The sequence below is a fragment of the Campylobacter sp. RM9328 genome, from assembly GCF_012978615.1.
On record NZ_LIWF01000002.1, the window covers coordinates 155,712 to 179,011 of the forward strand.

At 38.8% G+C, this 23,300-nt stretch carries 27 protein-coding genes and 1 tRNA gene; 10 read left to right on the top strand and 18 right to left on the bottom strand.

Annotated elements, in window-relative coordinates; genetic code table 11:
* The first annotated feature begins 49 nt into the window (after nt 1-49).
* Nucleotides 50-147: transfer RNA gene (locus CCAL9328_RS02330), tRNA-Sec, on the top strand.
* Between the two features lie 17 nt (nt 148-164).
* Here the strand turns inward: CCAL9328_RS02330 and tsaD are convergent.
* The 7 genes from tsaD to CCAL9328_RS02365 are packed head-to-tail and all read right to left on the bottom strand — an operon-like array spanning nt 165 to nt 7,210.
* The gene (gene tsaD, locus CCAL9328_RS02335) at nt 165-1,163 is read right to left on the bottom strand and encodes a tRNA (adenosine(37)-N6)-threonylcarbamoyltransferase complex transferase subunit TsaD (RefSeq protein ID WP_169999910.1); all 999 of its coding nucleotides are present in this window, start codon (nt 1,161-1,163) and stop codon (nt 165-167) included.
* On the bottom strand, nt 1,160-2,455 hold the full coding sequence (locus CCAL9328_RS02340; protein WP_249317981.1) for a M99 family carboxypeptidase catalytic domain-containing protein: 1,296 nt from the start codon (nt 2,453-2,455) through the stop codon (nt 1,160-1,162). Before CCAL9328_RS02340 ends, tsaD begins: the two co-directional genes overlap by 4 nt.
* Before the next feature lie 2 nt (nt 2,456-2,457).
* Nucleotides 2,458-3,696 carry a uracil-xanthine permease family protein gene (locus CCAL9328_RS02345; RefSeq protein WP_169999911.1) on the bottom strand — a complete coding sequence of 413 codons (1,239 nt, stop codon included), beginning with the start codon at nt 3,694-3,696 and terminating at the stop codon, nt 2,458-2,460.
* Nucleotides 3,683-4,780 (bottom strand): 1-deoxy-D-xylulose-5-phosphate reductoisomerase, encoded by a 1,098-nt coding sequence (gene dxr / locus CCAL9328_RS02350; RefSeq protein ID WP_169972024.1) that lies wholly within the window; start codon nt 4,778-4,780, stop codon nt 3,683-3,685. Before dxr ends, CCAL9328_RS02345 begins: the two co-directional genes overlap by 14 nt.
* A complete protein-coding gene (locus CCAL9328_RS02355; protein ID WP_169936903.1) occupies nt 4,774-5,505 on the bottom strand; it encodes a phosphatidate cytidylyltransferase in 732 nt (243 codons plus the stop codon). Before CCAL9328_RS02355 ends, dxr begins: the two co-directional genes overlap by 7 nt.
* A 51-nt stretch (nt 5,506-5,556) precedes the next feature.
* Nucleotides 5,557-5,886: a hypothetical protein gene (locus CCAL9328_RS02360; RefSeq protein ID WP_169936905.1), complete on the bottom strand. Its 330-nt coding sequence runs from the start codon at nt 5,884-5,886 to the stop codon at nt 5,557-5,559.
* 10 nt (nt 5,887-5,896) lie between these two features.
* Nucleotides 5,897-7,210 carry an NFACT RNA binding domain-containing protein gene (locus CCAL9328_RS02365; RefSeq protein WP_169972025.1) on the bottom strand — a complete coding sequence of 438 codons (1,314 nt, stop codon included), beginning with the start codon at nt 7,208-7,210 and terminating at the stop codon, nt 5,897-5,899.
* Between the two features lie 168 nt (nt 7,211-7,378).
* Between CCAL9328_RS02365 and CCAL9328_RS02370 the strand changes: the two genes are divergently transcribed.
* From CCAL9328_RS02370 to CCAL9328_RS02395, 6 genes are all read left to right on the top strand, one after another.
* Complete coding sequence (locus CCAL9328_RS02370; protein WP_169936909.1) at nt 7,379-7,924, top strand: YceI family protein; 546 nt, start codon at nt 7,379-7,381, stop codon at nt 7,922-7,924.
* 134 nt (nt 7,925-8,058) lie between these two features.
* On the top strand, nt 8,059-9,324 hold the full coding sequence (gene leuC, locus CCAL9328_RS02375; protein WP_169999912.1) for a 3-isopropylmalate dehydratase large subunit: 1,266 nt from the start codon (nt 8,059-8,061) through the stop codon (nt 9,322-9,324).
* A 70-nt stretch (nt 9,325-9,394) separates the two neighbouring features.
* Nucleotides 9,395-9,955 (top strand): NTP transferase domain-containing protein, encoded by a 561-nt coding sequence (locus CCAL9328_RS02380; RefSeq protein WP_169999913.1) that lies wholly within the window; start codon nt 9,395-9,397, stop codon nt 9,953-9,955.
* Nucleotides 9,952-10,935, top strand: coding sequence for a phospholipase A (locus CCAL9328_RS02385; RefSeq protein ID WP_169999914.1), 984 nt, complete (start codon nt 9,952-9,954; stop codon nt 10,933-10,935). The genes CCAL9328_RS02380 and CCAL9328_RS02385 overlap by 4 nt, the downstream gene beginning before the upstream one ends.
* Nucleotides 10,936-11,054: 119 nt before the next feature.
* Nucleotides 11,055-12,431: a GntP family permease gene (locus tag CCAL9328_RS02390; RefSeq protein ID WP_169999915.1), complete on the top strand. Its 1,377-nt coding sequence runs from the start codon at nt 11,055-11,057 to the stop codon at nt 12,429-12,431.
* Complete coding sequence (locus CCAL9328_RS02395) at nt 12,428-13,558, top strand: glycerate kinase family protein (RefSeq protein ID WP_169936919.1); 1,131 nt, start codon at nt 12,428-12,430, stop codon at nt 13,556-13,558. Before CCAL9328_RS02390 ends, CCAL9328_RS02395 begins: the two co-directional genes overlap by 4 nt.
* Nucleotides 13,559-13,690: 132 nt before the next feature.
* Here the strand turns inward: CCAL9328_RS02395 and CCAL9328_RS02400 are convergent, their stop codons facing one another.
* From CCAL9328_RS02400 to CCAL9328_RS02435, 8 genes are read right to left on the bottom strand one after another with little or no spacing between them, the layout of a single operon-like run.
* Entirely contained in the window at nt 13,691-14,572 is an 882-nt protein-coding gene (locus tag CCAL9328_RS02400) for an AMIN domain-containing protein (RefSeq protein WP_169936921.1), read from the bottom strand.
* 5 nt (nt 14,573-14,577) lie between these two features.
* Nucleotides 14,578-14,856, bottom strand: coding sequence for a septum formation initiator (locus tag CCAL9328_RS02405; RefSeq protein WP_169936923.1), 279 nt, complete (start codon nt 14,854-14,856; stop codon nt 14,578-14,580).
* Nucleotides 14,853-16,103, bottom strand: coding sequence for a phosphopyruvate hydratase (gene eno / locus CCAL9328_RS02410; protein ID WP_169936925.1), 1,251 nt, complete (start codon nt 16,101-16,103; stop codon nt 14,853-14,855). Before eno ends, CCAL9328_RS02405 begins: the two co-directional genes overlap by 4 nt.
* On the bottom strand, nt 16,103-17,155 hold the full coding sequence (gene recA, locus CCAL9328_RS02415; protein ID WP_169936927.1) for a recombinase RecA: 1,053 nt from the start codon (nt 17,153-17,155) through the stop codon (nt 16,103-16,105). The genes eno and recA overlap by 1 nt, the downstream gene beginning before the upstream one ends.
* A 55-nt stretch (nt 17,156-17,210) precedes the next feature.
* Nucleotides 17,211-17,702 (bottom strand): hypothetical protein, encoded by a 492-nt coding sequence (locus CCAL9328_RS02420; protein ID WP_169972029.1) that lies wholly within the window; start codon nt 17,700-17,702, stop codon nt 17,211-17,213.
* A gap of 8 nt (nt 17,703-17,710) precedes the next feature.
* Nucleotides 17,711-18,484 carry a UDP-N-acetylmuramate dehydrogenase gene (locus tag CCAL9328_RS02425; protein WP_169999916.1) on the bottom strand — a complete coding sequence of 258 codons (774 nt, stop codon included), beginning with the start codon at nt 18,482-18,484 and terminating at the stop codon, nt 17,711-17,713.
* A complete protein-coding gene (gene fliQ / locus CCAL9328_RS02430) occupies nt 18,481-18,747 on the bottom strand; it encodes a flagellar biosynthesis protein FliQ (RefSeq protein ID WP_169936933.1) in 267 nt (88 codons plus the stop codon). Before fliQ ends, CCAL9328_RS02425 begins: the two co-directional genes overlap by 4 nt.
* A complete protein-coding gene (locus tag CCAL9328_RS02435) occupies nt 18,747-19,619 on the bottom strand; it encodes a menaquinone biosynthesis family protein (protein ID WP_169936935.1) in 873 nt (290 codons plus the stop codon). Before CCAL9328_RS02435 ends, fliQ begins: the two co-directional genes overlap by 1 nt.
* Nucleotides 19,620-19,728: 109 nt before the next feature.
* Here CCAL9328_RS02435 and CCAL9328_RS10895 point away from each other — a divergent pair, with 109 nt between their 5' ends.
* Together CCAL9328_RS10895 and CCAL9328_RS10900 are read left to right on the top strand one after the other, a co-directional pair.
* Nucleotides 19,729-19,968, top strand: a complete 240-nt coding sequence (locus CCAL9328_RS10895) for a pirin family protein (protein ID WP_211436821.1) — start codon at nt 19,729-19,731, stop codon at nt 19,966-19,968.
* 192 nt (nt 19,969-20,160) lie between these two features.
* The gene (locus CCAL9328_RS10900; protein WP_336610285.1) at nt 20,161-20,409 is read left to right on the top strand and encodes a pirin family protein; all 249 of its coding nucleotides are present in this window, start codon (nt 20,161-20,163) and stop codon (nt 20,407-20,409) included.
* A gap of 107 nt (nt 20,410-20,516) precedes the next feature.
* Here CCAL9328_RS10900 and CCAL9328_RS02445 read toward each other — a convergent pair whose 3' ends face one another.
* Both CCAL9328_RS02445 and CCAL9328_RS02450 read right to left on the bottom strand, forming a co-directional pair.
* The gene (locus tag CCAL9328_RS02445) at nt 20,517-21,617 is read right to left on the bottom strand and encodes a nicotinate phosphoribosyltransferase (RefSeq protein WP_169936937.1); all 1,101 of its coding nucleotides are present in this window, start codon (nt 21,615-21,617) and stop codon (nt 20,517-20,519) included.
* Nucleotides 21,618-21,629: 12 nt separating this feature from the next.
* Nucleotides 21,630-22,007 (bottom strand): RidA family protein, encoded by a 378-nt coding sequence (locus CCAL9328_RS02450; RefSeq protein ID WP_169936939.1) that lies wholly within the window; start codon nt 22,005-22,007, stop codon nt 21,630-21,632.
* A 125-nt stretch (nt 22,008-22,132) separates the two neighbouring features.
* Here CCAL9328_RS02450 and cheQ point away from each other — a divergent pair, with 125 nt between their 5' ends.
* Nucleotides 22,133-22,606, top strand: coding sequence for a cheVAW transcriptional regulator CheQ (cheQ, locus tag CCAL9328_RS02455; RefSeq protein WP_169936994.1), 474 nt, complete (start codon nt 22,133-22,135; stop codon nt 22,604-22,606).
* Between the two features lie 130 nt (nt 22,607-22,736).
* Here the strand turns inward: cheQ and CCAL9328_RS02460 are convergent, their stop codons facing one another.
* Nucleotides 22,737-23,297, bottom strand: coding sequence for a Fe-S-containing hydro-lyase (locus tag CCAL9328_RS02460; RefSeq protein WP_169936941.1), 561 nt, complete (start codon nt 23,295-23,297; stop codon nt 22,737-22,739).
* Nucleotides 23,298-23,300 lie beyond the last annotated feature (3 nt).

Genomic DNA, 23,300 nt, shown 5'->3' on the forward strand with positions numbered 1-23,300 from the left:
AATTAGCACTAAAATTCATATAAATTTTGATATAATGAGTTATTCACACGGAGGATAAAGTAATCTGGTGGTGCTCACGGACTTCAAATCCGATGGCGGGGCGGTTGACCGTCTTGCGGGGAGTTCGATTCTCTCATCCTCTCGCCAACTTTCAACCTTGAAATTTAAGCCCTATCTATCTCGCTTCTAGGCTTTATCATCAGTTCGTTGTGTTTTACAAATTCACCTCTTAGGTATTTTTCTCGTCCGACGCGAGCTATCATAGCGGCATTGTCCGAACAAAATTTAAGCGGCGCTAAAAGCAGCTCACACTCGTGTTTTTGACACAGTTTTTCTATGCGTGAGCGAAGATTTAAATTTGCGCTAGCTCCACCCACTATGCCAAATCTCTTAAATTTATGCGCCTCAAACACTTTTGTAAGTTTGTCCATTATATGCAAGCATGCAGTGTTTTCAAAAGCATAGCAAATATCAGCCATATCATCTTCATTTAAATTTGCAAGCTTTGAAATTTCAACTCTAACTTGGTTTTTTAACCCCGAAAAGCTATACTCAAGCCTTTTGTCATGAAGCAATGGCACGGTAAATTTAAATCTCACTTTGTTTTGTGATCTTAGAGCCAGCTCTTGCACGACCGCACCGCCTGGATAGCCAAGCCCTAGCATCTTTGCTACCTTGTCAAAACTCTCGCCAAAGCTATCATCACCGGTGCTTAAAAGCAAATTTATCTTAGCGCTCTCGTCTATATCAAGAACCATCGTATGTCCGCCACTCACCAGCAAAACCCCAAGTGGAAATTTCGCCTCCTCGTTTAAAAACAGCGAATAAATATGGCCTATTAGATGATTTACAGCTATTAATGGCACCTTAAGTGCGATACTTAGCGCCTTTGCCATGCTAACACCACCTATTAGGCTAACACTAAGCCCGGGCTCGTTTGTCACGGCGATAGCTTTTATCTCTTTAAATTTGGGTTTTATCTCCTCTAAAAGCATAGGCAAAGCCTTTGTATGAAGGCGAGCTGCAAGCTCTGGCACAACTCCGCCATACAAACTATGTTCCATCTCTTGCGAAATTTTTTTGTGATAGATAAGTTCTAAATTTTTGATATCCAAAAGTGCGACCGAACTATCATCACAGCTACTTTCTATGCCTAAAATCATCTAAATTCCACCAATATCATACCGGCAAATTTATCTTTGCCCTCTTGTTTTTTATAAAATTCCACACGATAAACATTACCTTCTTTATCTATGGAAAAACTTTTTAGCATGCGGTTTTTTGTGATATTTTCACCAGCTTCATCGATATTTTTTGAGTTATAACCGATGACATTTGTGCGAATTTCGCTCTGTTTTGCGATGTTAAAACTATTTTTTACACTTATCTTATCTCCGCTTTTGGCATTTAAATTTTTGCCGTCCACGATCAAACTAATATCTTTTAAAGGCTCAATATGTTCAAAATACTGCGGATTTAAACGCGTGACAAAGCGGTTGCCGTATTGGACTTTATAACCGTTTTGCTCTTTTATAACGGCGATTAGCGGGTTGGACGAGGAGTAATTTATCTCGCCTTTTTTTAAAGGAACGAAATTTAGTGCTCCTTTTAGGTTATGGATATTAAGCACAAAAGCATCATCATAAAAACTTAGGCGAATTTCCTTTTCTATGGCCTTTTTTACATCCTGAACGGTTAGCTTAAACGGACGCGTAAACTCAATCCCTACAACACGCATATACTCTTCAATCGCCAAAAGGTGATAATACGTTCTTTGCTCGGCGTTTAAATTTTTACTAGCTTCGTTTGCAAAGGCGGACTTATCTTGTGTAACGGCGTAGTAGGTAAGACTTTTTAGCATCTCCAAGTCACCCTTTGCCGTTTGCGTGTTTTTGATAAAATACGTATGTTTTTGGTTTAAAATATTCTCATTTATCTTATCTTTAACGCGAGTTGCTATAGCGTTTAAGTCCGGATATTTCGCACCTTCAAGACGTTCTTGGTCTATTATGCAAGTATTTCCCCATTTGCGCGGATTTTCATCTTCGTTTATGTAGTTTGGTCTATAAAAACCGCTTCCATCATGTAAATTTAGCACAAGCGAAACATTTTGATCAGCGATTACTTTTTTGATATTAGTTACGGCTTTAAAGTCAGGATCATCTTGGTCTATATGCCCAAATTTACGGTTCATATCGCCTTTTGTGCCGCGATTTCTCTGGATAATGCTTGGAAAATTTAAGTTAGGCACGACCCAAAGACTACCCTTTGTGATGTTATAGTCAGTCGCCACTATCGACGCAGCCAAAAATCCGCCCGGCTCATCTCCTTGGATACCGCCTATGACAAGCATGGTATTATCGTCTTGAATACCTTTTTTAATAAGAGCGTATTCTAAATTTGAACCAAAGGCTAAAACCGCAAAAAACGGTAAAATTTTAATCAAAAATTTCAAGCCTAATATCCCTCGTAATGCTTAGCGCGAGGAAGCAGTAAATTTAAGACTATACCGACTATTGCACCAAGTCCTATACCCGAAAAACTAACAACACCAAAGTCAAGCACCATGCCGCCTATAGCAAATACAAATATCAAAGCAACGATTATCATATTTCTAGGGTTTGCAAGGTCTACGTGATGTTTTACCAAGGTCTCCATACCCACGCTTGCGATTATGCCAAAAAGTAGCAACATGATACCGCCGATAACGGGAGCCGGTATAGTAGAAAGCACAGCGCCTAGCTTTCCGACAAAAGCAAGCACGATAGCTGTTATCGCAGTCCAGGTCATGATGGCCGGGTTGTAAGCTTTTGTGATACTAACCGCGCCCGTTACTTCAGAGTAGGTTGTGTTTGGAGGTCCGCCAAAACAAGCGGCAAATGAAGTTGCGACGCCATCACCTAAAAGTGTACTTTTAAGACCGGGGTTTTTAAGGAAATTTTCTTTGGTAACATTTGAGATGGCAAGCATATCGCCTATATGCTCTATTGCAGGAGCAATCGCGATAGGTACCATATAAAGTATCGGATCTAGCTCAAAAACAGGAGCCGTAAATGCCGGGGTCTTAAACCATGGAGCGTCCATTATAGGAGCAAAGTCTATCATACCAAAAAAATAAGACGTAATATAGCCGACTAATATACCGCACAAAATAGGTATCAAACGAAACATTCCTCGACCTAACATCATAACCAAGATCGTAGCTACAAGCGATACGCCTGCTACAAGCATAGCTTCATTTTGAGTATAGGCGGTGACATTTTTACCCATAGCCATATTTACGGCAGCAGGAGAGAGTATCAAACCTATAGTCATGATAACAGGTCCCACGATAACTGGCGGTAACATCTTATGTAAAAAGCTCTCTCCTTTTACCCTAACAATAAAGGATAAAACAACATAAAAAAGTCCGGCAAATACAAGCCCGCCCATAGTAGCGGCGAACCCCCACTCTTTTACACCAAAACTAATAGGCGCGATAAACGCAAAACTACTAGCTAAAAATATCGGCGGAACATTTTTACGCGTGATGAGCTGAAAAAGTAGCGTACCTGCACCTGCGGTAAAAAGTGCAACATTTGCGTCAAGCCCTGTAAGTAGTGGCACAAGCACAAGCGCACCAAAAGCTACGAACAAAAACTGAACGCCTACAAGACTCTCTTTAAAGCCAAATTTATAACCTTCATATTTTTGCATTTAACTCCCTTTTTGCAAACTCTCTAACCTCTTTATCAAGTTTAAAAATTTCATCTTCGTTTAGAATTTTAGCATCCCTAAATTTCTTAGCAGCCTTCAAAACTATGCGTGAAATATCTAAAAATCCGCATTCATTCTTTAAAAAAGCAAAAACTCCAACTTCATTTGCGGCATTTATCACAACACCGATATCAGGTGTATCTAAAACCTGCTCTTTCAAGGAAAAGATCGGATATTTTTTTAAGCTTATGTCGTGAAATTTTATACTTTTTAGCTCTAGTAAATTTGCATGAGATATAATTGTTTCATCTACGTTTTCAAGTACGGCATGAGAGATGGCTAGCTTCATGTCAGCACGCGAGATATGCGCACTCGTTGAACCATCCACAAATTCAACAAGCGCGTGGATCATCGAAGTAGGCTCTATGAGTGCTTCTATGTGTTTTATACCGTAAAGCCAATACGCCTCCATAACTTCAAAAAGTTTGTTTGCCATAGTTGCGCTGTCTATAGTTATCTTTGCGCCCATGCTCCAGTTGGGATGTTTTAGTGCGTCTTTTGCCGTTGCCGTTTTTAAGGATTTAAGAGGTGTTTTATAAAAAGCTCCGCCGCTAGCGGTGATTATTAAACGGCTTGGCTTTGTTTTATTTTCAAGTAAAAATTTAAGCCCAAAGTGTTCGCTATCTATCGGTAAAATTTTACTCGTATCTAAAAATTTACCGCCTACAACCAAGCTTTCTTTGTTGGCAAGTGCTAGCTTTTTACCTAGCTTTTGTGTTTTTAAACTAGGTCTAAGTCCCGCAAAACCAACCAAAGAATTTACTACTTTTTTACTATTTGAGACCTCAAGCATATCAAGCAACCCCTCTTGCCCTATAAAAATTTTATCTTTTGATATGCCTTTTACTTCGCCTCTTAGCTTCTCGTCCCCAACGCAAACGAATTTAGGGCTGAAATTTGATATTTGTTCATTTAAAAGTTCGACATTTTTACCGCAACTTATCGCTTCGACATTGATATTATGTCGCTTGCAAAGCAAGAGTGTATTTGTTCCGATGCTACCTGTCGAGCCTAATACTACCACGAAAGCGTCCAAAGAAGAGCTACAACACCAAACAAGTATCCGTCAACACGGTCTAACATACCGCCGTGTCCGGGAAAGATATTGCCGCTATCTTTGACATCGGCAGAGCGTTTTAGATAACTCTCAAACAAATCTCCCCATACGCCAAATATGCTTAAAAGAAAACTCGCGCAAATTATCTGCAAAAATCCTTCCATAACAAAACTTCCGCAAACTATACCAACAGCCGTTCCCGCGGCTATACCGCCTGCAACGCCTTCAAGAGTTTTGTTTGGCGAAGCGATAGAAAATTTCCTCTTACCTATGGCTTTACCGACAAAATACGCCGCGGTATCACTAGCTGCAACACCAAATATCAACCAAACCAAAAAGCCGATACCGTATTCAGAGTAAAGCATCCACATCATAAATATCGGAGTTGCAGGATATATAAACGGCAACACCATGCGAAGATCAGGGCTTTTAATGTGAGCCAAAACAGAAGCAACCAGCATAATAGCAAGTATGGCTATGAAGATTGGATTTGTAAAAAATGTCAAAACATAAAACACAAGCGCAACATAAACAAGCTTGTCGTGTTCGATATTATAAAGCTTTAAAGACTCATTAAACGCAAAATAAAGCACGGCGCCCAGCAAAATAAAGTTAAAAATATAATTGTTGATAAAAAACACAACCAAAAGCACGGCGATCATAAGAACTCCGGTAACGATACGTGCACCCATCTTCTCCCCTTTAAATTTCAAGTTCAAATGTTGATTTTATCTAAATTTTGCTTATATTTGTATATTTAGACGATGTCCCGGCTCTCCCTCAAGAGGTTTTTGCTCCTCTTCATCGTCATCGTCTTTTACGAAAGGCTTGCCTGGCTCACTTTGAGCATTTTGCTCTTCGCCCTTTTGTCTTTCGTGTTCGTGTTCGGGGTCGATCTTGTAGCTCTCTTCTGTCGGCCTAACTTCGGCTACTTCGTTTGCGTCATCGTCTAAAACGGTAGAAGCTAAAGCACTTTGCATATCAAAACGAGCTTGCTGGTTAGCACTAACAAATGATGCGACCGGCGCATTTTGGTTGATAAAATTTACATTTCCCAGAGGCGTTACAGACATTTTAACTCCTTTACTTTACAACTACTATCGTCCTAAAATCAATATAATTTACATTTGCACCGTTTGAAATTTTGACATTTTGCCTTTTTGTGTAATCAACCTCATATCGCCCTGCTCCGCTAACGCTGAAATTTACACAAATTTTAGCTGCAAAATTTAAAATTTCCTCATCTAGTTTGGTTTTGTTTGTTTTTATTATCACATGGGCACTAGGAATATCTTTTAAATGCAACCAAATATCATCTTTTTTGGAATTTTTTAGCAGCTCGATATTGCCTTTTTCGTTTCGTCCTATTGAAATTTTAAACTCTTTGATATAAAAATTTTGTATATTTTCGCTCTCGTTTTTTTGAGTCTTTTGGATATTTGCACGTTTTGGATACAAAATTTCAAGCTCATTAAGGCTTTTTGCATTTTCAAGCATCTCCTCTAAGCTAAGATAAAATTTTATCTTTTCGTTTAAATTTTCTCTCTCAAGCTTAACTCCATGTGCCTTTTGTGTTAAACGCTTAGCCTTTGTAAAATACAAATTTGCACTGACTTTAGGAGTATCTTCAAGGGTAAAATTTATCTTTTGACCACCAAAATCACTAAGCTCAAACTCTCTTTGAAACTCATCTAAATTTGATAAATTTGCAAGTAAAACTCCTGCCTTTTTACGAAGGTCTTCGCTCTGAGATTTTAAACTTTCTTCGCTCTCAAGCGCCTCTAAGCTAGCTTGCAATGCTTGCAACTTCTTTTGAACTTGAGCCATTTTAACGGCTCTTAAATTTTCTAAATTTTGCCTATTAAGCCTATTAAATTCACTTTTAAAAAACTCGTTAAAGTCCAAAATCTCATCGCACGGCTTTTCTTTTATAGCAATCGCCTCAAGCTGTTTTAACACTCTGCCAGGTTTTATCTGCCTAAAATTATTTTCGATATGTCTAAGTGCATCTATTATCACGCCGTTTTCATCCGTGATGATCGCATTAGTAAAGCGTCCCGTAAATTCGAGATAAAGCTCACTTTTTATACTTTTATACGAACCGTCAAACGAGGTTGAAATTTGTAAAATTCTATTATTTTCAAGACATTTTATTTCTAAAATTTTTGAACTTTTTAGACGCTTTTTAAGCGCGTTATCAAATGGAGCGTTATACGTTTTTATCGCTTTAAATTCGCTGTTTTGATATATCGCCGAGCCCGATTTTGAAAGGTCGAAAAATATATCGTTACCGTCAAAATTTATAAGCAAAAGCATATCGCCGACTCTTTTAATGTCATTTATCTTTTTAAATTTAGAAAAGTATTTTGCCAATGTTTGTAAGTGTGCGTATTTCATAAGCGGTATTATACTTTAAATTTATTTATTTTTTCGTGTGCTAACCCGACTTGCTTTAAATATTTCGCCTAAAAACTTGACCCTAAAACGTAAAATATTATTAAAATATTATTGTTATGTTTGTTAATAATCTCTATAATCACATCAAATTTAAACACAAGGAAAAAAATGAAAAAACTTAAATTTTCACTAGCACTCGCACTTCTTGCGACTTTTGCAAATGCCGCAGTTTACGAGCTAGACCCCATTCACTCAAGCACAAGCTTTAAGATAAAGCACCTTAGCATAAGTAACGTCGTGGGAAGTTTTAAGTCATTCAAAGCAACTGCCGATATGGACGGCGAAAAGTTAAAAAGTCTAAGTGCAACCATCAAAACCGACTCTATCTTTACCGATAATGACGCTCGCGATAAACACCTTCGTTCGGCTGATTTTTTCGAAGTAGAAAAATATCCTGAGATAAAATTTGAGATGACAGGCATTAGTGGCGATGATATAAAAGGAAATTTAACCATCAAAAACGTAACAAAACCTGTAATACTTGAGTATGAATTTGGCGGAAAAACAGTCGGCCAAGACGGTAAAGCAAAGGTTGGTTTTAGCCTTGAGGGCGAGATAAAAAGAAGCGACTTTGACTTTGCTCCCAACACATCAACAGTAACCTTAGGAGATAAGATAAAGATAGATATCGAAGTTGAGGCGGTAGCAAAATAACTTAAAGGCTCGACTTTGAGCCTTTTACAAATTTACTTCACTTAAATACATTTTCGCTTACATTTTTTACTAAAAATAAAGATTTTATATATTTTTTGTTAAAATCAGACAAATTTCAATCCAAAAGGCAAAAGATGAAGCAGACTATAACAGAAAAGATTTTTTCCGCTCACACAGGCGAAGAGGTAAGCGCGGGTCAGATAGTGCAAAGCCCTATAGATATGGTTATCGGCAACGATATAACAACGCCGATTTCAATTAAACAATTTGAAAGAAGCGGAGCACAAAAGCTAGCTAATCCCGACGGTTTTGCCATCGTAATGGACCACTACATCCCGGCAAAAGATATCTTAAGCGCAAATCAAGCCAAAATTTCACGCGACTTTGCATACAAACACGATCTTAAAAACTACTTTGATGAAAAAGATATGGGCATAGAGCACGCCTTGCTTCCTGAAAAAGGACTTGTTATCCCAGGTGATGTCATCATCGGTGCAGACAGTCATACCTGTACGCACGGCGCTCTTGGAGCGTTTGCGACAGGCATGGGCTCTACCGACCTTGCTTATGCAATGATAACAGGCAAAAACTGGTTTAAAGTGCCTCAAACCATAAAAGTAGTCTTTAACGGAAAATTTGGCGAGCACATATACGGAAAAGACTTGATACTTGAGGTTATTCGCCGTATAGGTGTGGACGGGGCACTATATAAAGCGCTTGAATTTACGGGAGAGGCGATAAGCTCACTTGACATGGACGGACGCTTTAGTCTTTGTAACATGGCGATAGAAGCCGGCGGTAAAAGCGGTATCGTAGCGTATGACGACATAACAAAAGAATTTTTAGAAGGTAAGAATTTACGCTCAAAACCTGTAATCCACTACTCAGATGAAGGCGCAAAATATGAAAGCATTTTAGAGATAGATGTTAGCAAGCTTGATCCTGTTGTCGCTTATCCATTCTTACCAAGCAACGGCAAAAGCGTAAGAGAGGCCGTAAAAGACGATATCGCGATAGATCAAGTATTTATCGGCTCTTGCACCAACGGACGCTTAAGCGACCTTAGGATCGCCGCTGAAATTCTAAAAGGAAAACGTGTATCCAAAAAAACACGCCTTATCATCACTCCTGCAACGCAAAAGATAGCAAGAGAGGCTGAAAAAGAGGGTCTGATAGAAATTTTCATCGAAGCCGGAGCAGTCGTAAGCAACCCTACATGTGGCGCATGTCTTGGCGGATATATGGGAATTTTAGGCAAGGGCGAAAGATGTGTAAGTACAACAAATAGAAACTTTGTCGGCAGAATGGGCGATAGAACGAGTGAAATTTACCTTGCAAGCTCTTCAGTAGCGGCGGCAAGCGCGATAGCTGGAAAGATAGCTGATCCAAGAGATCTATAAATTTAAAGGCATTTTGAGGGATAAAAGAATTTTAAATCTCTTTTATCCCCAAAAACACAAAGGATAAAATTTGAAAACCTGCGTTATCTTAGCCGGAGGAAAAAGCTCTCGCATGGGGCAAGACAAGACGCTTTTGCCCTTTGGAGAGTTTAACACACTTACGCATTTTCAATTCAATAAATTTAGTAAAATTTTTACTAATGTTTTTATAAGCTCCAAATTTGATAAATTTATACCCCCTCTTCCGCTGCTAAAAGATATTTCACAAGACTATTCGCCTATGCTAGCTCTTGCTAGCGTGCTAGCAAATTTTAAAGATGAAAAAATTTTTATAATCCCCGCCGACATGCCATTTGTAAGCAAAGAGTGCGTAACAAAACTTTACGAATACAGCGATAAATTTGATATCGTCATAGCACAAGATAAGGAATTTAGCCATTCGCTTTGTGGCTTTTTTAACTCAAATATCAGCAAAAAGGCGCTTGAGCTTTACCAAAACGGCGAACATAAAATCGGGCTTTTGCAAAATTTTTATAACGTCAAAAAGGTTAAATTTGACAATGCCGAGCAATTTTTTAACGTAAACGACCCATCTCAATACCAAATCGCCCTCAAAATGAAGCAGATATGAAAAAATTTCTCGTTTTTGTATTTTGCTTTCAAATTTTACTCCAGGCCAATGAAACGAGTGAACTTTTTAAAAAAGCTCAAGAATTTGAAAATATCGGCGATACGGTAAATGCTATGAGACTCTACAAACAAATCGCCCAAAATTCGCTTAATCAGCAAAACCAAATTTTAAACAACAATGATACAAACACAACAGTTGCCATAGTTAAACCCGAACAAAATTTAGAAAAACTTATCTTGCAAAACTCGCAAGAGCCAAAAGATGACGAGATACAAAATATCCTTGGTTTACGACTTTATCACCTAAACTATCTTTTACCTGTTTCATACTCGCAAAACAGACCCACAAACGGCAAGAGTAGATTTGAAACCAAATTTCAATTTAGCGTTCAAAAGCCGCTTATGACAAATGCGTTTAAGCTAAACGAAACATTAGGAATTGCCTACACTCAAACATCTTGGTGGCAAACCTCAAGCGACTCTGCGCCTTTTAGAGAAAGCAACTATAAGCCTGAAATTTACATAGACTTCGACACTCAAAATAGCCTAAAAATGCTAAATATCTCCAATATAAGAGCCGGACTTTTGCATGAGTCAAACGGCAAAGACAAAGAGAATTCAAGGAGCTGGAACAGGCTTTATACGCAGGCTAGATTTGACCTTGGAACACTTAGCGTGACACCTAGAATTTGGAGTATCGTAGGCGACACTAATGATAATAAAAACATAGAAAACTACATCGGAGTTAGCGACGTAAATTTCTCTTTTGCGTTTAAGGATCACATATTAAACACAATGATAAGAAACAACCTGCACTTTGACAAAACAAATCGCGGTGCAGCCCAGTTTGACTGGCTTTTTCCTATATTTTCTACTGGGATTTACGGTTATGTTCAGTTTTTTACAGGATATGGCGAAAGCTTAATTGATTATAATAAACACACAAATAAGATAGCAGTCGGTTTTACCCTACTTAGATAGGCAAATTTCGCTGTTTTCGTTAAAAATTTAGATTTTTAGTAATTAGTATTATTTTTTAAGATTTTATAAGGAAAATTTGTTAATATATCCCTAAAAAACTTTAATCTAAGGAGCTTTTTATGAGCGGTATTTCTTTGATTATTAGTTTTGTAATCGCCATAGTCATAATGATATGGATGATCTCAAAGCTAAAGGTTCATCCGTTTTTGGCATTGATGAGTATATCTCTTATCCTTGCTATCGTTGCAGGAATTGATCTTGCTAAAATCCCAGGCATTATCGGTAACGGCTTTAGCGGTATATTTAAAAGTATCGGTATCGTTATTATCTTTGGTGCACTTATCGGAACAATCCTCGAAAAGACCGGTGCAGCGCTAAAGTTAGCCGACATGGTCGTAAACTGCGTTGGTCAAAAACGCCCTGAGCTTGCTATGCTTATCATGGGCTGGGTAGTAGGCATACCTGTGTTTTGCGATAGTGGTTTTGTTGTATTAAACCCTATCCGTGAAGCACTTCGCAAAAAGATCTCGGCAAATCCGGTAGGCATGGCTGTAGCGCTTAGTGGCGGTCTTTATGCAGCTCACGTGTTTATACCGCCTACTCCTGGACCTATCGCGGCTGCAGGAGCACTAGGACTTGGAGGGAATTTATTGCTTGTTATCGGCATGGGTGTAGTTGTTTCTATACCTGTTTTGATCGGTGTTTATATGTTTGCTAGACGCATAGGCGATGAAGTTAGCATAAGCGACGAGGAAGCAAATGCTATCATATCTCAAAGCTACGAAGATCTAATCAAACAATACGGCAAACTTCCTGGTGGATTTTTAAGTGTTGCACCTATTTTCATGCCGATTTTATTCATGGCTCTTGGCTCTATCGCTAAAATTTTAGGCATAAGCGGAGCATTTGGCAACCTGCTTGCTTTCCTAGGTAATCCTATCATGGCTCTTGCTATCGGCGTTGTTTTTGGCATATTGCTACTTGCTGATACAAACAAACTACCTGCATTTAACGACATGACAAATGAAACGCTAAAAATAGTAGGCCCGATACTATTTATCACAGCCGCGGGTGGTGTTTTAGGCCAAGTTATAACATCTGCCGGCTTTGTTGACTATATAAAAGAAAATGCAGCAGTCATTAGCGCAGCGGGAATTTTCTTCCCATTCTTGATCTCAGCTATACTAAAAACAGCACAAGGAAGCTCAACTGTAGCCATTATCACTACAGCTTCTATCATGGGTGCATTTAATGCCGACAACTCACTAATGATGGCTCTTGGGCTAACTAGCGAGATAGCTGCTGCCCTATGCGTCATGGCGATCGCTGCGGGTGCAATGTGCGTATCACATGCTAATGACAGCTACTTCTGGGTCGTTACTAACTTTAGCAAAATGACACCTCAACAAGGTTACCGAACACAAACCATGATGACATTTATCATGGGTATCGTTGGCATTGCTAGCGTTTATATCTTGTCATTGGTTCTACTATGAAGGTATTAGTCGCGATTGACTCTTTTAAAGGATCGCTAAGTTCGCTTGAAGCGGGCCTAGCGGTCAAAGAAGGCATAAAAGATCTTTGTGAAGTTGTAGTAAAGCCTGTTGCAGACGGTGGTGAGGGTAGCGTAGAAGCGCTTTGCGATGCTCTTGGGGGAAGATATATCGACATCATGGCTCAAAATCCACTCGGCATACAAATTTTAGCCAGATACGCTATAGCAAATGATCTGGCAATAATGGAGATGGCTAGCACTTCAGGTCTAACGCTGATCCAAAAAGAGCAACGAGATCCTTTAAAAACGAGCACTTATGGTTTTGGCACTATGATAAAAGATGCTATAAATAAAGGTGCGCGTAAATTTATAATCGGTATCGGCGGTAGCGCAACCAACGATGCCGGCACCGGTATGCTAAGTGCACTTGGCTTTGAATTTTATGACGAGAGTGGAAATTTATTAAAAGGTGTTGGCGAGGATCTTATAAAGATCTCTAAAATTTCAACAAAAAATGCCATGCCTACACTAAAAGAGTGTGAATTTCTAATAGCTTGTGATGTTGATAACCCACTATATGGTAAAAACGGTGCAGCCTATGTTTATGGTCCACAAAAAGGAGCCGATGGCAAAACAGTCAAAAAGCTAGATGAGGGATTAATAAATTTCGCAAATGTCGTCTCAAAAGAATTTGGATATGACTTTAGCGCGCTAGAGGGCGCCGGGGCTGCCGGCGGTCTTGGATTTGGTTTTGTGAGCTTTTTAAGTGCCACTCTAAAATCAGGCATACACATCATCACAGAAGAGATAGGCCTTGAAGAAGAGATCAAAAAAGCCGACCTGATCATAACAGGCGAGGGTAAAATGGACTTTCAAAGCTCAATGGGCAAAACCCCTACAGGCGTAGCAAAGTTAGCCAAAAAATACAACAAGCCCGTTATCGCTTTTGCAGGTAGTGTATCTCCGTGTGCAAAAGAGTGCAACAGCAACGGCATAGATGCTTTCTTTGGGATACTGGGCGAGCCTATAAGCCTTGAAGAAGCAATGAGAAAAGACATAGCATCACAAAATTTAAAGCTAACGAGCAACCAAGCTGTTAGGCTTTTCATGTTAGCACAAGCTAAATAAAATTAAGACGGTTTGGCTAAAAGCTTTGCCGTCTTTTATAGTTTAAATTATTTGATCAAATTTGCACGCAGAAATTTACATAATGAAGACTTCAAGTCAAAGCATATTTGAAGCTATTAGCTAAATTTATTATCATTTAACTCTAAGCTCATAGCCTTGCATAACTTTGCCGATACTATATGTTCGTTTTTTATCAAGCTCTACAACAACTCGGTAGAAGTCGTCATGCCAACCCACGGTTATGTTTTTAAATACCGCAGAATTTACTTTTATATATTTTGTTCTAAAACTTTTTGGAGGATTATCAAAGTCAAGAACTATCTTGCTATTTTCATGACTAAAATATTTTATATTTTTGTCTTTTGTTATGATTTTTAGGATATTTTTAGAGCTATCTATCTCAAACATATCCGCAAATTTCAGCGAGCTTGGCTGCTTTTTTGGCTGAATTTTTGGTTTATTGGTTGTGACTTGTTTGCTTTTTGGTTGTGTTTTAGCTTTTACAGACAAACCTACTTTGCTCTTGTTGGTATCTAAATTTATAGTCGTTACGGCAGGTAAAGTCGTTATAGCCTGCTCTTGCCTTGTAGATTTAACGCTTTTGCTTTGCGTAGTTGTATTTGTGTCATTTTTATCGTGACTTATAGTTTGTATTATTGTTTTAGCTGTAGGATTTGGCATGGTTACTGAAACATCAAGCTTTTGTGTAGTTAAAGGCTCTGGATTTTTTAACTTTAAGATAGCATACTCTTCTTGCCAACTGATAGTTTTATTTATATCGCTTAGCACCTTTTCTTTTATACTGCCATCTCCTGCGCGATATCTAACGGTAACGCCCAACAACAACCTAGCGTCGCTTGGAAATTTAATATCTTGCGTATCAAATTCGCCAAATTCCTCTTTTAAATTTGTCGTCATTACGCTTGCATTTAGTTCACCAATAGGCGTAAATGGGTTTTCTCTAGCATAAAGCACGCTTGCCATCAAACAAAATATAATACAAATTTTTTTCATTTTAGCTACTTTTTACCGGTATCGGGCTCAAGTTCTTTCAGCTCGAAATACTCTTTTTGAAGTTTTGCGTTACGTTTTTTTAAAATTTCCACATCTTCGGCAAGGCGTTCTTTTTTGCTCTGTAGACTGAGCATAACATCCAAAGAACGCTTGCCAAACATCATATTGCCGATATAGATCGCAAACGCAATTACGCATACTATAACGACAGTATGTCTGAAAAATGATTTAAAAAAGTATGATCTTTTTGATTTTTTATCATACTCTTCTAAAATTTCACTCAAATACTATCCCCTAAAAACTCACCGGCCTCAAGCTCTATCTCAAGCAGACGGTTGTATTTGGCATTTCTTTCGCTTCTGCTTGTAGCTCCGGTTTTTATCTCGCCCGTATTTAAAGCAACTGCAAAGTCTGCTATAAAAGCATCTTCGCTCTCGCCGCTTCTGTGACTCATAACGCAGCGATAGCCGTTTCTTTGAGCAAGGCGAACTGTTTGCATAGTTTGACTAACAGAGCCGATTTGGTTTGGTTTAATCAAAATAGCATTACCAATGCCTTTTTCAATACCTTCACGTAAAATTTTCTCATTTGTAACAAAAAGATCGTCGCCTACTAGCTGAACCTTATCACCAAGACGCTGTGTTAAGCTCTTCCAACCATCCCAGTCATCTTCACTAAGTCCATCCTCTATAGAAAATATCGGATACTTATCGCAAAGTTGCGCGTAGCGCTCTATAAGCTCTTCTGAGCTGAATTTTTTGCCCTCAAGCTCGTATTTGCCATCCTTATAAAGCTCACTAGCTGCTACGTCAAGAGCTAGTTTAATCTGGGAACCGGCCTCATATCCTGCTAATTTTATCGCCTCCATAATAAGCTTTAGCGGCTCTTCATTGTCTTTTAAATTTGGAGCAAAACCACCCTCATCACCAACGGCAGTACTATGTCCTGCTTTGTTTAAAATCTCTTTTAGTTTATGATAAATTTCTGTTGCTGCTCTTAATGCATCGCTAAAATTATCAAATCCAAAAGGCATTATCATAAATTCTTGAAAGTCTACACTGTTGTTTGCATGCGCTCCGCCGTTTATAATATTAAACATCGGAACAGGTAAGATACTAGCATTTGCCCCACCCAAATAGCGATATAGAGGAATTTTAAGGCTATTTGCCGCAGCTCTAGCAACAGCCATCGAAACACCAAGAACGGCATTTGCACCTAAATTTGAGTAGTTGTTTGTGCCGTCTAACTCAAGCATCTCATCATCAACGGCTTTTTGGTTATACGCATCAAGTCCGATAATGGCTTCTGCTATGCGCTCATTTACGTTTGCAACAGCTTTTAAAACACCTTTGCCTGCATATCTAGCATCTTTATCACGTAGCTCAAGAGCCTCACGCTTACCGGTGCTTGCACCACTTGGTACGATAGCACTTGCCATTGTGCCGTCGCTTAAAGTTACAACTGCGCGAACGGTCGGGTTACCCCTACTATCAAGAACCTCATGAGCTACAACATCTTCAATATAAACCATTACTCTTCTCCTGATTTGTCGTTATTTTTATCATCGTCGTCTTTGTCGTTACTTAAAATTCCAACAACGCCCATTGAGCCTTTTATCGTCGCGATAATCTCATCCGCAACATCTTTATGCTCTTTCAAATAAGCTTTTGAATTTTCTCTACCCTGTCCGAGTTTACTAGCTTTATAGCTAAACCATGCACCGCTTTTGTCGATAACATCAAGCTTTACGCCATAGTCGATTATCTCACCCTCTTTGCTTATGCCCTCGCCAAACATCACGTCAAATTCTGCGACCCTAAACGGAGGAGCTACCTTATTTTTAACAACTTTGACTTTAACGCGGTTACCGATGCTCTCTTCGTTTTGTTTAAGAGTAGCTATACGGCGAACATCTATACGCACAGACGCATAAAATTTAAGGGCATTACCGCCTGTTGTAGTCTCAGGCGTGCCATATCCAGTCGCGCCTATCTTCATACGAATTTGGTTGATAAATATAATCGTCGTGCCCATTTTATGCACAACGCCCGTGAGCTTACGAAGTGCTTGACTCATAAGTCTTGCTTGAAGTCCAACATGTTGGTCGCCCATATCGCCTTCTATCTCACTTTTTGGAGTAAGAGCAGCGACGCTGTCTACTACGATAAGATCGACCGCACCGCTTCTAGCTAATGTCTCTACCATATCAAGTGCTTGCTCGCCAAAGTCAGGCTGAGAAACGTAAAGATTATCCGTATCAACACCTAAATTTGAAGCATATTTCACATCAAGTGCGTGCTCGGCGTCGACAAACGCACAAATTCCGCCAGCCTTTTGACACTCGGCAATAATGTGAAGCGTAAGTGTTGTTTTGCCAGAGCTTTCAGGACCATAAACCTCTATAATCCTACCTTTTGGCACACCGCCTATACCAAGAGCAAGATCAAGTCCGATCGAGCCGGTAGGGATGCTATCTATCGGCTCGACTTGCTTGTCGCCAAGCCTTATCATCGCGCCCTTGCCGAAGTCCTTTGTGATCTGTTTTAAAGCCAGATCAAGGGCTTTTTGCTTTTCTGCGTTCATATACTACCTTATTTGAAAATTTTCTGATTTTATCAAAAAATGTGTGAATTTTACTTTAATCATTCACGCCGTTATCACACAAAATGATATTTTCATTTAGCTTATCAGCCAAATTTACAAATCCTAAAATTCTATTTTCATCTTCTAAAAACAACACATACGTATCGCCACAAAGTGCATAAATTCCCATAGCAAGAGCGCTGTTTAAATTTAATGCACACGATGTTAGAAATGTGGCATCTACGCTGCCCTCATCTGTTTTTGGCTCATTTTTTAGCTTAGGTTTTATAGCCTGTAAAAACTCGGTTTTGGTTGTTGATTTGCTAAATTTATATAGTAAATTTTTACTTGCTAAATATTCACAAAGCTCGTTAAATTCTTTGATATCGCTAGGTTTTACCTCATCAAATTTAAGAGCAAATTCTTTAAGTAAATTCTCTTTTATGTTTGCGTTTGGCTCTAGCTCTTTTTGCTTTTTTCTGGCATAAAACCAGATACATATAAAAATAATCGCCATGGCTAAAATTTCGTTTAAAAACTCTCTCATTTTACACCTTAAAGTATGACAACTTCAGTCTTTAGTTCTATGCCAAAGCTCTCAGAAACACGTCTTTTGGCCAACTCTATAAGCTCGGTTGCATCAAAAAATGTCGCATTATTAAAATTTATCAAGAAATTTGCATGTTTTTCGCTAAATTTTGCTCCGCCGATAGCATGTCCTTTTAATCCAACCGCCTCAATCAACCGTCCCGCAAAGTCACCTTGTGGATTAGTAAAGCAGCTTCCAAAGCTAGCCCCTTTTGGTTGATCAGATCGTTTCTTATTTATCTCGTCGGCAAAACTTTGCAAAAAACCTTTTTTGATCTTAAATTTAGCCCCAAATATCGGCTCGTTAATACCGCTATGACGATACGAGAAGTCTATCTCACTCTTTGGCACCCAGCCTCTAGCCAGTAAAACGTGAGTAAGGCTATCACTTATACTAAGCCCCAAAAGTCCTGCATTCATAAAGACTAATCCACCAAGAGTGCCAGGTATATTTTGCAGGATTTCAAATCCAGCGATATTGTGCTTTTTGGCAAAACTAAAGATCTTACCGCTCTTGCTAGCACCGCCTATCTCAAGCTCATCGTCGTTTAAATTTATATAGTCAAATTTCTTTGAAAGTATCGCCATTTTTGGAGGATTTGGCGAGATTAAAATGTTGTTTGCGCCACCTATCAAAACAGCATCTCTGACATCATCATCTATGCTATCTACAACCATAACCTCATGCTCTCCGCCTATCTTTACGGAACTAAATTTAGCAAAATTTATAATGCGCTTCACTGGACAAATTCCGGAATATAATCAATCATACGCGTGGTAAATTCAACCATCATCGAAACCATCCACGGCATAAGAAAGATAATAACGACAACAACAAGAATGATCTTAGGAACAAAGCTTAGCGTTGTCTCGTTTATCTGTGTAGTCGCTTGAAATATCGATATAAGCAAACCCGCGATAAGCCCACAAAGTAGCATAGGCAAACTTAGATAAAGCGCTATCTTAAAAGTCTCTATGCCAAGTGCAACCAGAGTGCTTTGCATTAGCTAAACCTTACCTCGTTGTATTCTTTAGGGATAAGATAGTCGTGTGCGTCGATGATTTGCGGATAAAAACCGTGCTTATAGCCTATCTCAAACAGTTTATTTAAAGAATTTAAAGCCACCTCGTCCATGCTTACGGAGCTTTCATTTGCATATAAATTTAGATATGTTTTTAGCTTCTCTTTATCGACACGTATCAAATTTCTTTCCATCAACATGTGCGATAAAAACGGTTTATGTGCGGTCGCTATACGAACGGCCTCAGTTAAAACCCGCTCGCACTCTATCGCGTCTGTTAAAGGTAAGCTTCGGCGAACCGCCATGCCTCCAAGCGGTAGCGGTATCTCTTCTTTTGCAAACTCACACCAGATATCCCAAATTTCACGTTCAACTTCTAGCTCACTACTAAAATCAAGAATGCTTTCATGTATAAGCACTCCCGCATCAACCTCTCCGCTAACAACAGCACTTTCGATCTCTAAGAAATTTTTATAAACAATGCGAGCATTAGGATATGCTATGCGAAACAAAAGTGCGTTGCTCGTATGTGCTCCACTTAATGCCACCTTGAAATTTCGCTTTAAGCTCACGCCTTTTTTCTTCACCAACTTTGGCCCATAACCGTTACCAAAACTAACGGCAGTTCGCAAGAGAGCGTATTCGTCTTTTATGAGAGGATAAAGTGCAAAGCTTATCGCTGTCGCGTCATAAGTGCCTTTTAGGGCCTCTTCGTTTAATGTCTGAATGTCAAGAGCGGTATTTGAAAAACGTAAATTCACACTACTTATCCAGCCGAATTTTACCGCCATATACATAAATATATCATCGGCGTCGGGCGAGTGAGCGACGCTTATTAGCTTGTAATTTTTCAAAATTTATCCTTTTGTTTATTGACGATTGTATCTAAAAATGGTTTAAAGAATAAATTTTTTACCTTTTGTTGTGTTTTTTGTTACCCACGCAACCTGTATTGCAGCAAAAATGACAAAAATAATCTACGCAAGAAGAACCAATGAACGATACACCGGTAGTTTTGACTGGATTAAAAGCCGTCATACGTTTTCGTTTGCAAACTATTTTGATCGTGATTTTATGGGGTTTTTCGCACTTCGCGTTATAAATGACGACATCATCGCTTCACATCGAGGCGTTGGTGCGCACCCACATGAAAATATGGAAATTTCTAACATACATCTTAAGCGGTGTCGTTACTCACACTGACAGCATGGGCAACAAAAAAAGCTAAGCAAAGACGAATTTCAAATAATAAGTGCCGGAACAAGTATCGTTCACTCTAAAACGAACGAGAAAGATGAAGAGCTTCACCTTTATCAAATTTGGATCAAACCAAACATAAAAGGCGTAAAACCGCGCTACGAGCAAAGAAAATTTAACGACGAAAAACACACGCTAGTGCTTTCGCCAAACGGCGATAACGGCTCATTTAAAATTCATCAAGACATGTGGCTGCATAGATATCTTTTACAAAACGAAGAGCTTAATATCACTCTTAATAGCGCCCGCAATTACTGGCTACAAGTCGTAAACGGCAAACTAAATTTACACGAACATGAGCTTGGCAAGGCTGACGGCGTTGCTTTAAATAATGAAATACTTTTAAAGATAAAGTGTGAAAAGAAAAGCAGAATTTTTGCTATTTGACCTACCGTAAAACAAATCGAATGCATAAATTTATGCATTCGCGAAATGATAAATTTTTAGCCGATATTTGCAAAGTGTTTAATCCGGCATAAATTTAGATACTAAATTTATAAATTTGGCGTAAATTCTACCTCTTGCAAGCGACTTGAGACAACTTCGCCACGTCCAAATTTAGCCTCCTCTTTGCCGTTAAGCTCAACCAGATCTCCGGTAAATCCGCAAATATCGTTTTTTACGGTAAAACTTCCTACTCCGTAAATATCAACCGGAGTATTTGCCTCTTCAAAATCGGCTATTTTTTGCGGAGTAAATCCTGAGCTAACAACGATCTTAACGTGCTTAAAGTCATTTTCATCAAGCGCCTTTCTAAGCGCAAAAATAAGCTCTTTACACACTCCGTGCGGATCAAATTTACTCGTATCCTTGCTCTCAAAATACTTATCGATCAAATTTTTAGAGGTATCGACCCTAACTGCACCAAGTTTCGCCCCCATCGCGTGTGCTGCCGCAAGAGCGTCCGTTATGACGTCGTTATTGTAGTCTACTAATGCAGTTACTAGCTCATCAGGAAATGTTTTGGCATAAATTTTACACGCTTTTACCACATCTCCTTGGCACATCTGAATAAGCGCATGAGGCATGGTGCCCATACCGCTTCCTCCCCACCAAAACCCTTGAGCGTCAGTTGAAACTCTATTAACCCCGGCGATAAAGGTGGCATATCCATCGCCGATTTGCGTAGATATATCATCTTGACGATCCGCCATAGAAAAGACGATCTTGCCGCCACCAGCCTTTAAGGCATTTGCCACGTTTGTCGCAACGCAACTTCTGCGAGTCAATGTCGCGTCAATGATATTTTCTAAAAATCCAAAATTCTCATACGCACCGCTAATTTTTAAAACAGGCTCTCCCGCACAAACGACATCGCCGTCGTTTAAAGCATAAATTTTAAGTTTACCCGGCTCTTTTGCAAAGGTATGAATGAGCGAAACAACCTCATCTATACCGCATAAGACGATATCATCGGTTCGCTGAAAAAACTGCATGGTAACATGCTGGTTTGGCAAATTTTCTTTTATGATTTTGTTGATTTTCAAAAAATATCTTGCCGTATAAAACCCATCTGCTATACGCGGATCAAATTTAAACGTTTTATTTGTTAAACGCGCTATTTTCCCCTGTTTTTTTAGCTCTATTTCGTTCATTTTGGACCTTTATTATTTTTGTGTTGCTATAACTTCTATCTCAACAAGTCCGTTTTTAGGTAAAGTTTTGATAGCTACCGTGCTTCGCGCAGGAAAGTCTCCACTAAAATAGCTAGCATAAATTTCATTTACCGTAGCAAAATCATTAATGTCGGCTAAAAATATAGTAGTTTTTACAACATTCGTAAAGTCTAAATCCGCTGCAGAAAGTATCGCTTTGATATTTTCCATGCTTTGTCTTGCTTGTGACTTTACATCAACACCGACAAATTCGCCAGCCGCTGTTACTCCAAGCTGACCTGAAATAAATAAAAAACCGTTTGCCATAACTGCTTGAGAGTATGGTCCGATAGCTTGTGGGGCATTGTTTGTGTGTATGATTTTTTTCATGTGTCGTCCTTGGATGTAAAATTTTAAAAATCTTACACTTTTTTAATTATTTATGTCAATAAAAAAGCGATACCGCACCTACTTTTTATGCTAAAATGTTAAAAACCAATACTTGCGTGAGAAAAATGAAACTAATCCTAGCACCAAATGAATTTTTAGATGAGTATATCTTGGGCGCAGAATTTGCGATAAATGCTCAAATTTCATCAAACGCATATCTATTTTGGAAAGGTGCTATCTCGGCTAAATTTGAAAACTCGCGAGTAGTTTTTTTACATAAAAAGACGATACCTGATAAATTTAAAGACGTCGCTAAAAAATGCACACCACTAAACGGACTTGTGTTAACAAGCGCATTTTGCTCATTTACCGCACTAGCGCCGTCACACCTTGTAAGCTCGAACAAATCAAAATTTTACGAGCTTGTCGAGCTACATCAAATTTGTGGGATAAAATTTATAAATTTAAAGAAATTTTATGATGATTTGGGGCTTGATTATGATTTAAGAATTTACATCGAAAAGTGCAAATTTTTCTCTCCTACACCCTTTGAAAAACGGATCAAACTAACCGAAACTCTATGTTTGGGATATTATTAAATTTCTTTCATAAATTTGGGATTTAAGTCGCAAAGTTAAATTTTATAAAACAACTTTGCGACTTTGTATATTAGAATAAATTTCATACAAAACAGACAAATGACAGGTTTTAAGCATGAAATTTTAAAATTTAGATCTTTCTATAAGGTGCTTGACCTGCTTCGTAGAAGTTATTTCCTTCGCTATCTATCGCAACCATCGCAGGGAAATCCTCGACAGTAAGTCTTGCAACCGCTTCAGGTCCAAGCTCAGGGTAAGCTAGTACTTCGTATTTTTTAATACTTTGACTAATTAACGCGCCAGCTCCACCGATAGCTACCATATAAACACAACCTGATTTTTTCATAGCATCTACGACCGCTTCGCTACGATAGCCTTTACCGATCATGCCGTTTATGCCGACTTCGTTTATCATAGTCGGAGTGTATTTGTCCATTCTGCCACTAGTTGTAGGGCCTGCAGCACCGATAGCTTGACCCTCTTTTGCAGGCGTTGGTCCAACATAATATATAGTCTCGCCTCTTAGATCCACAGGAAGCGCTTCTCCGCGAGCTAAAGTTTCTGTAAGAGCCTTGTGGGCCGCATCTCTAGCTGCTATGATAGTGCCTGATATTAGTACATTATCGCCTGCTTTTAAGCTTTTTACCACCTCTTTATCAAATGGTGCGGTTATTCTTTTGATTTCTGACATTTT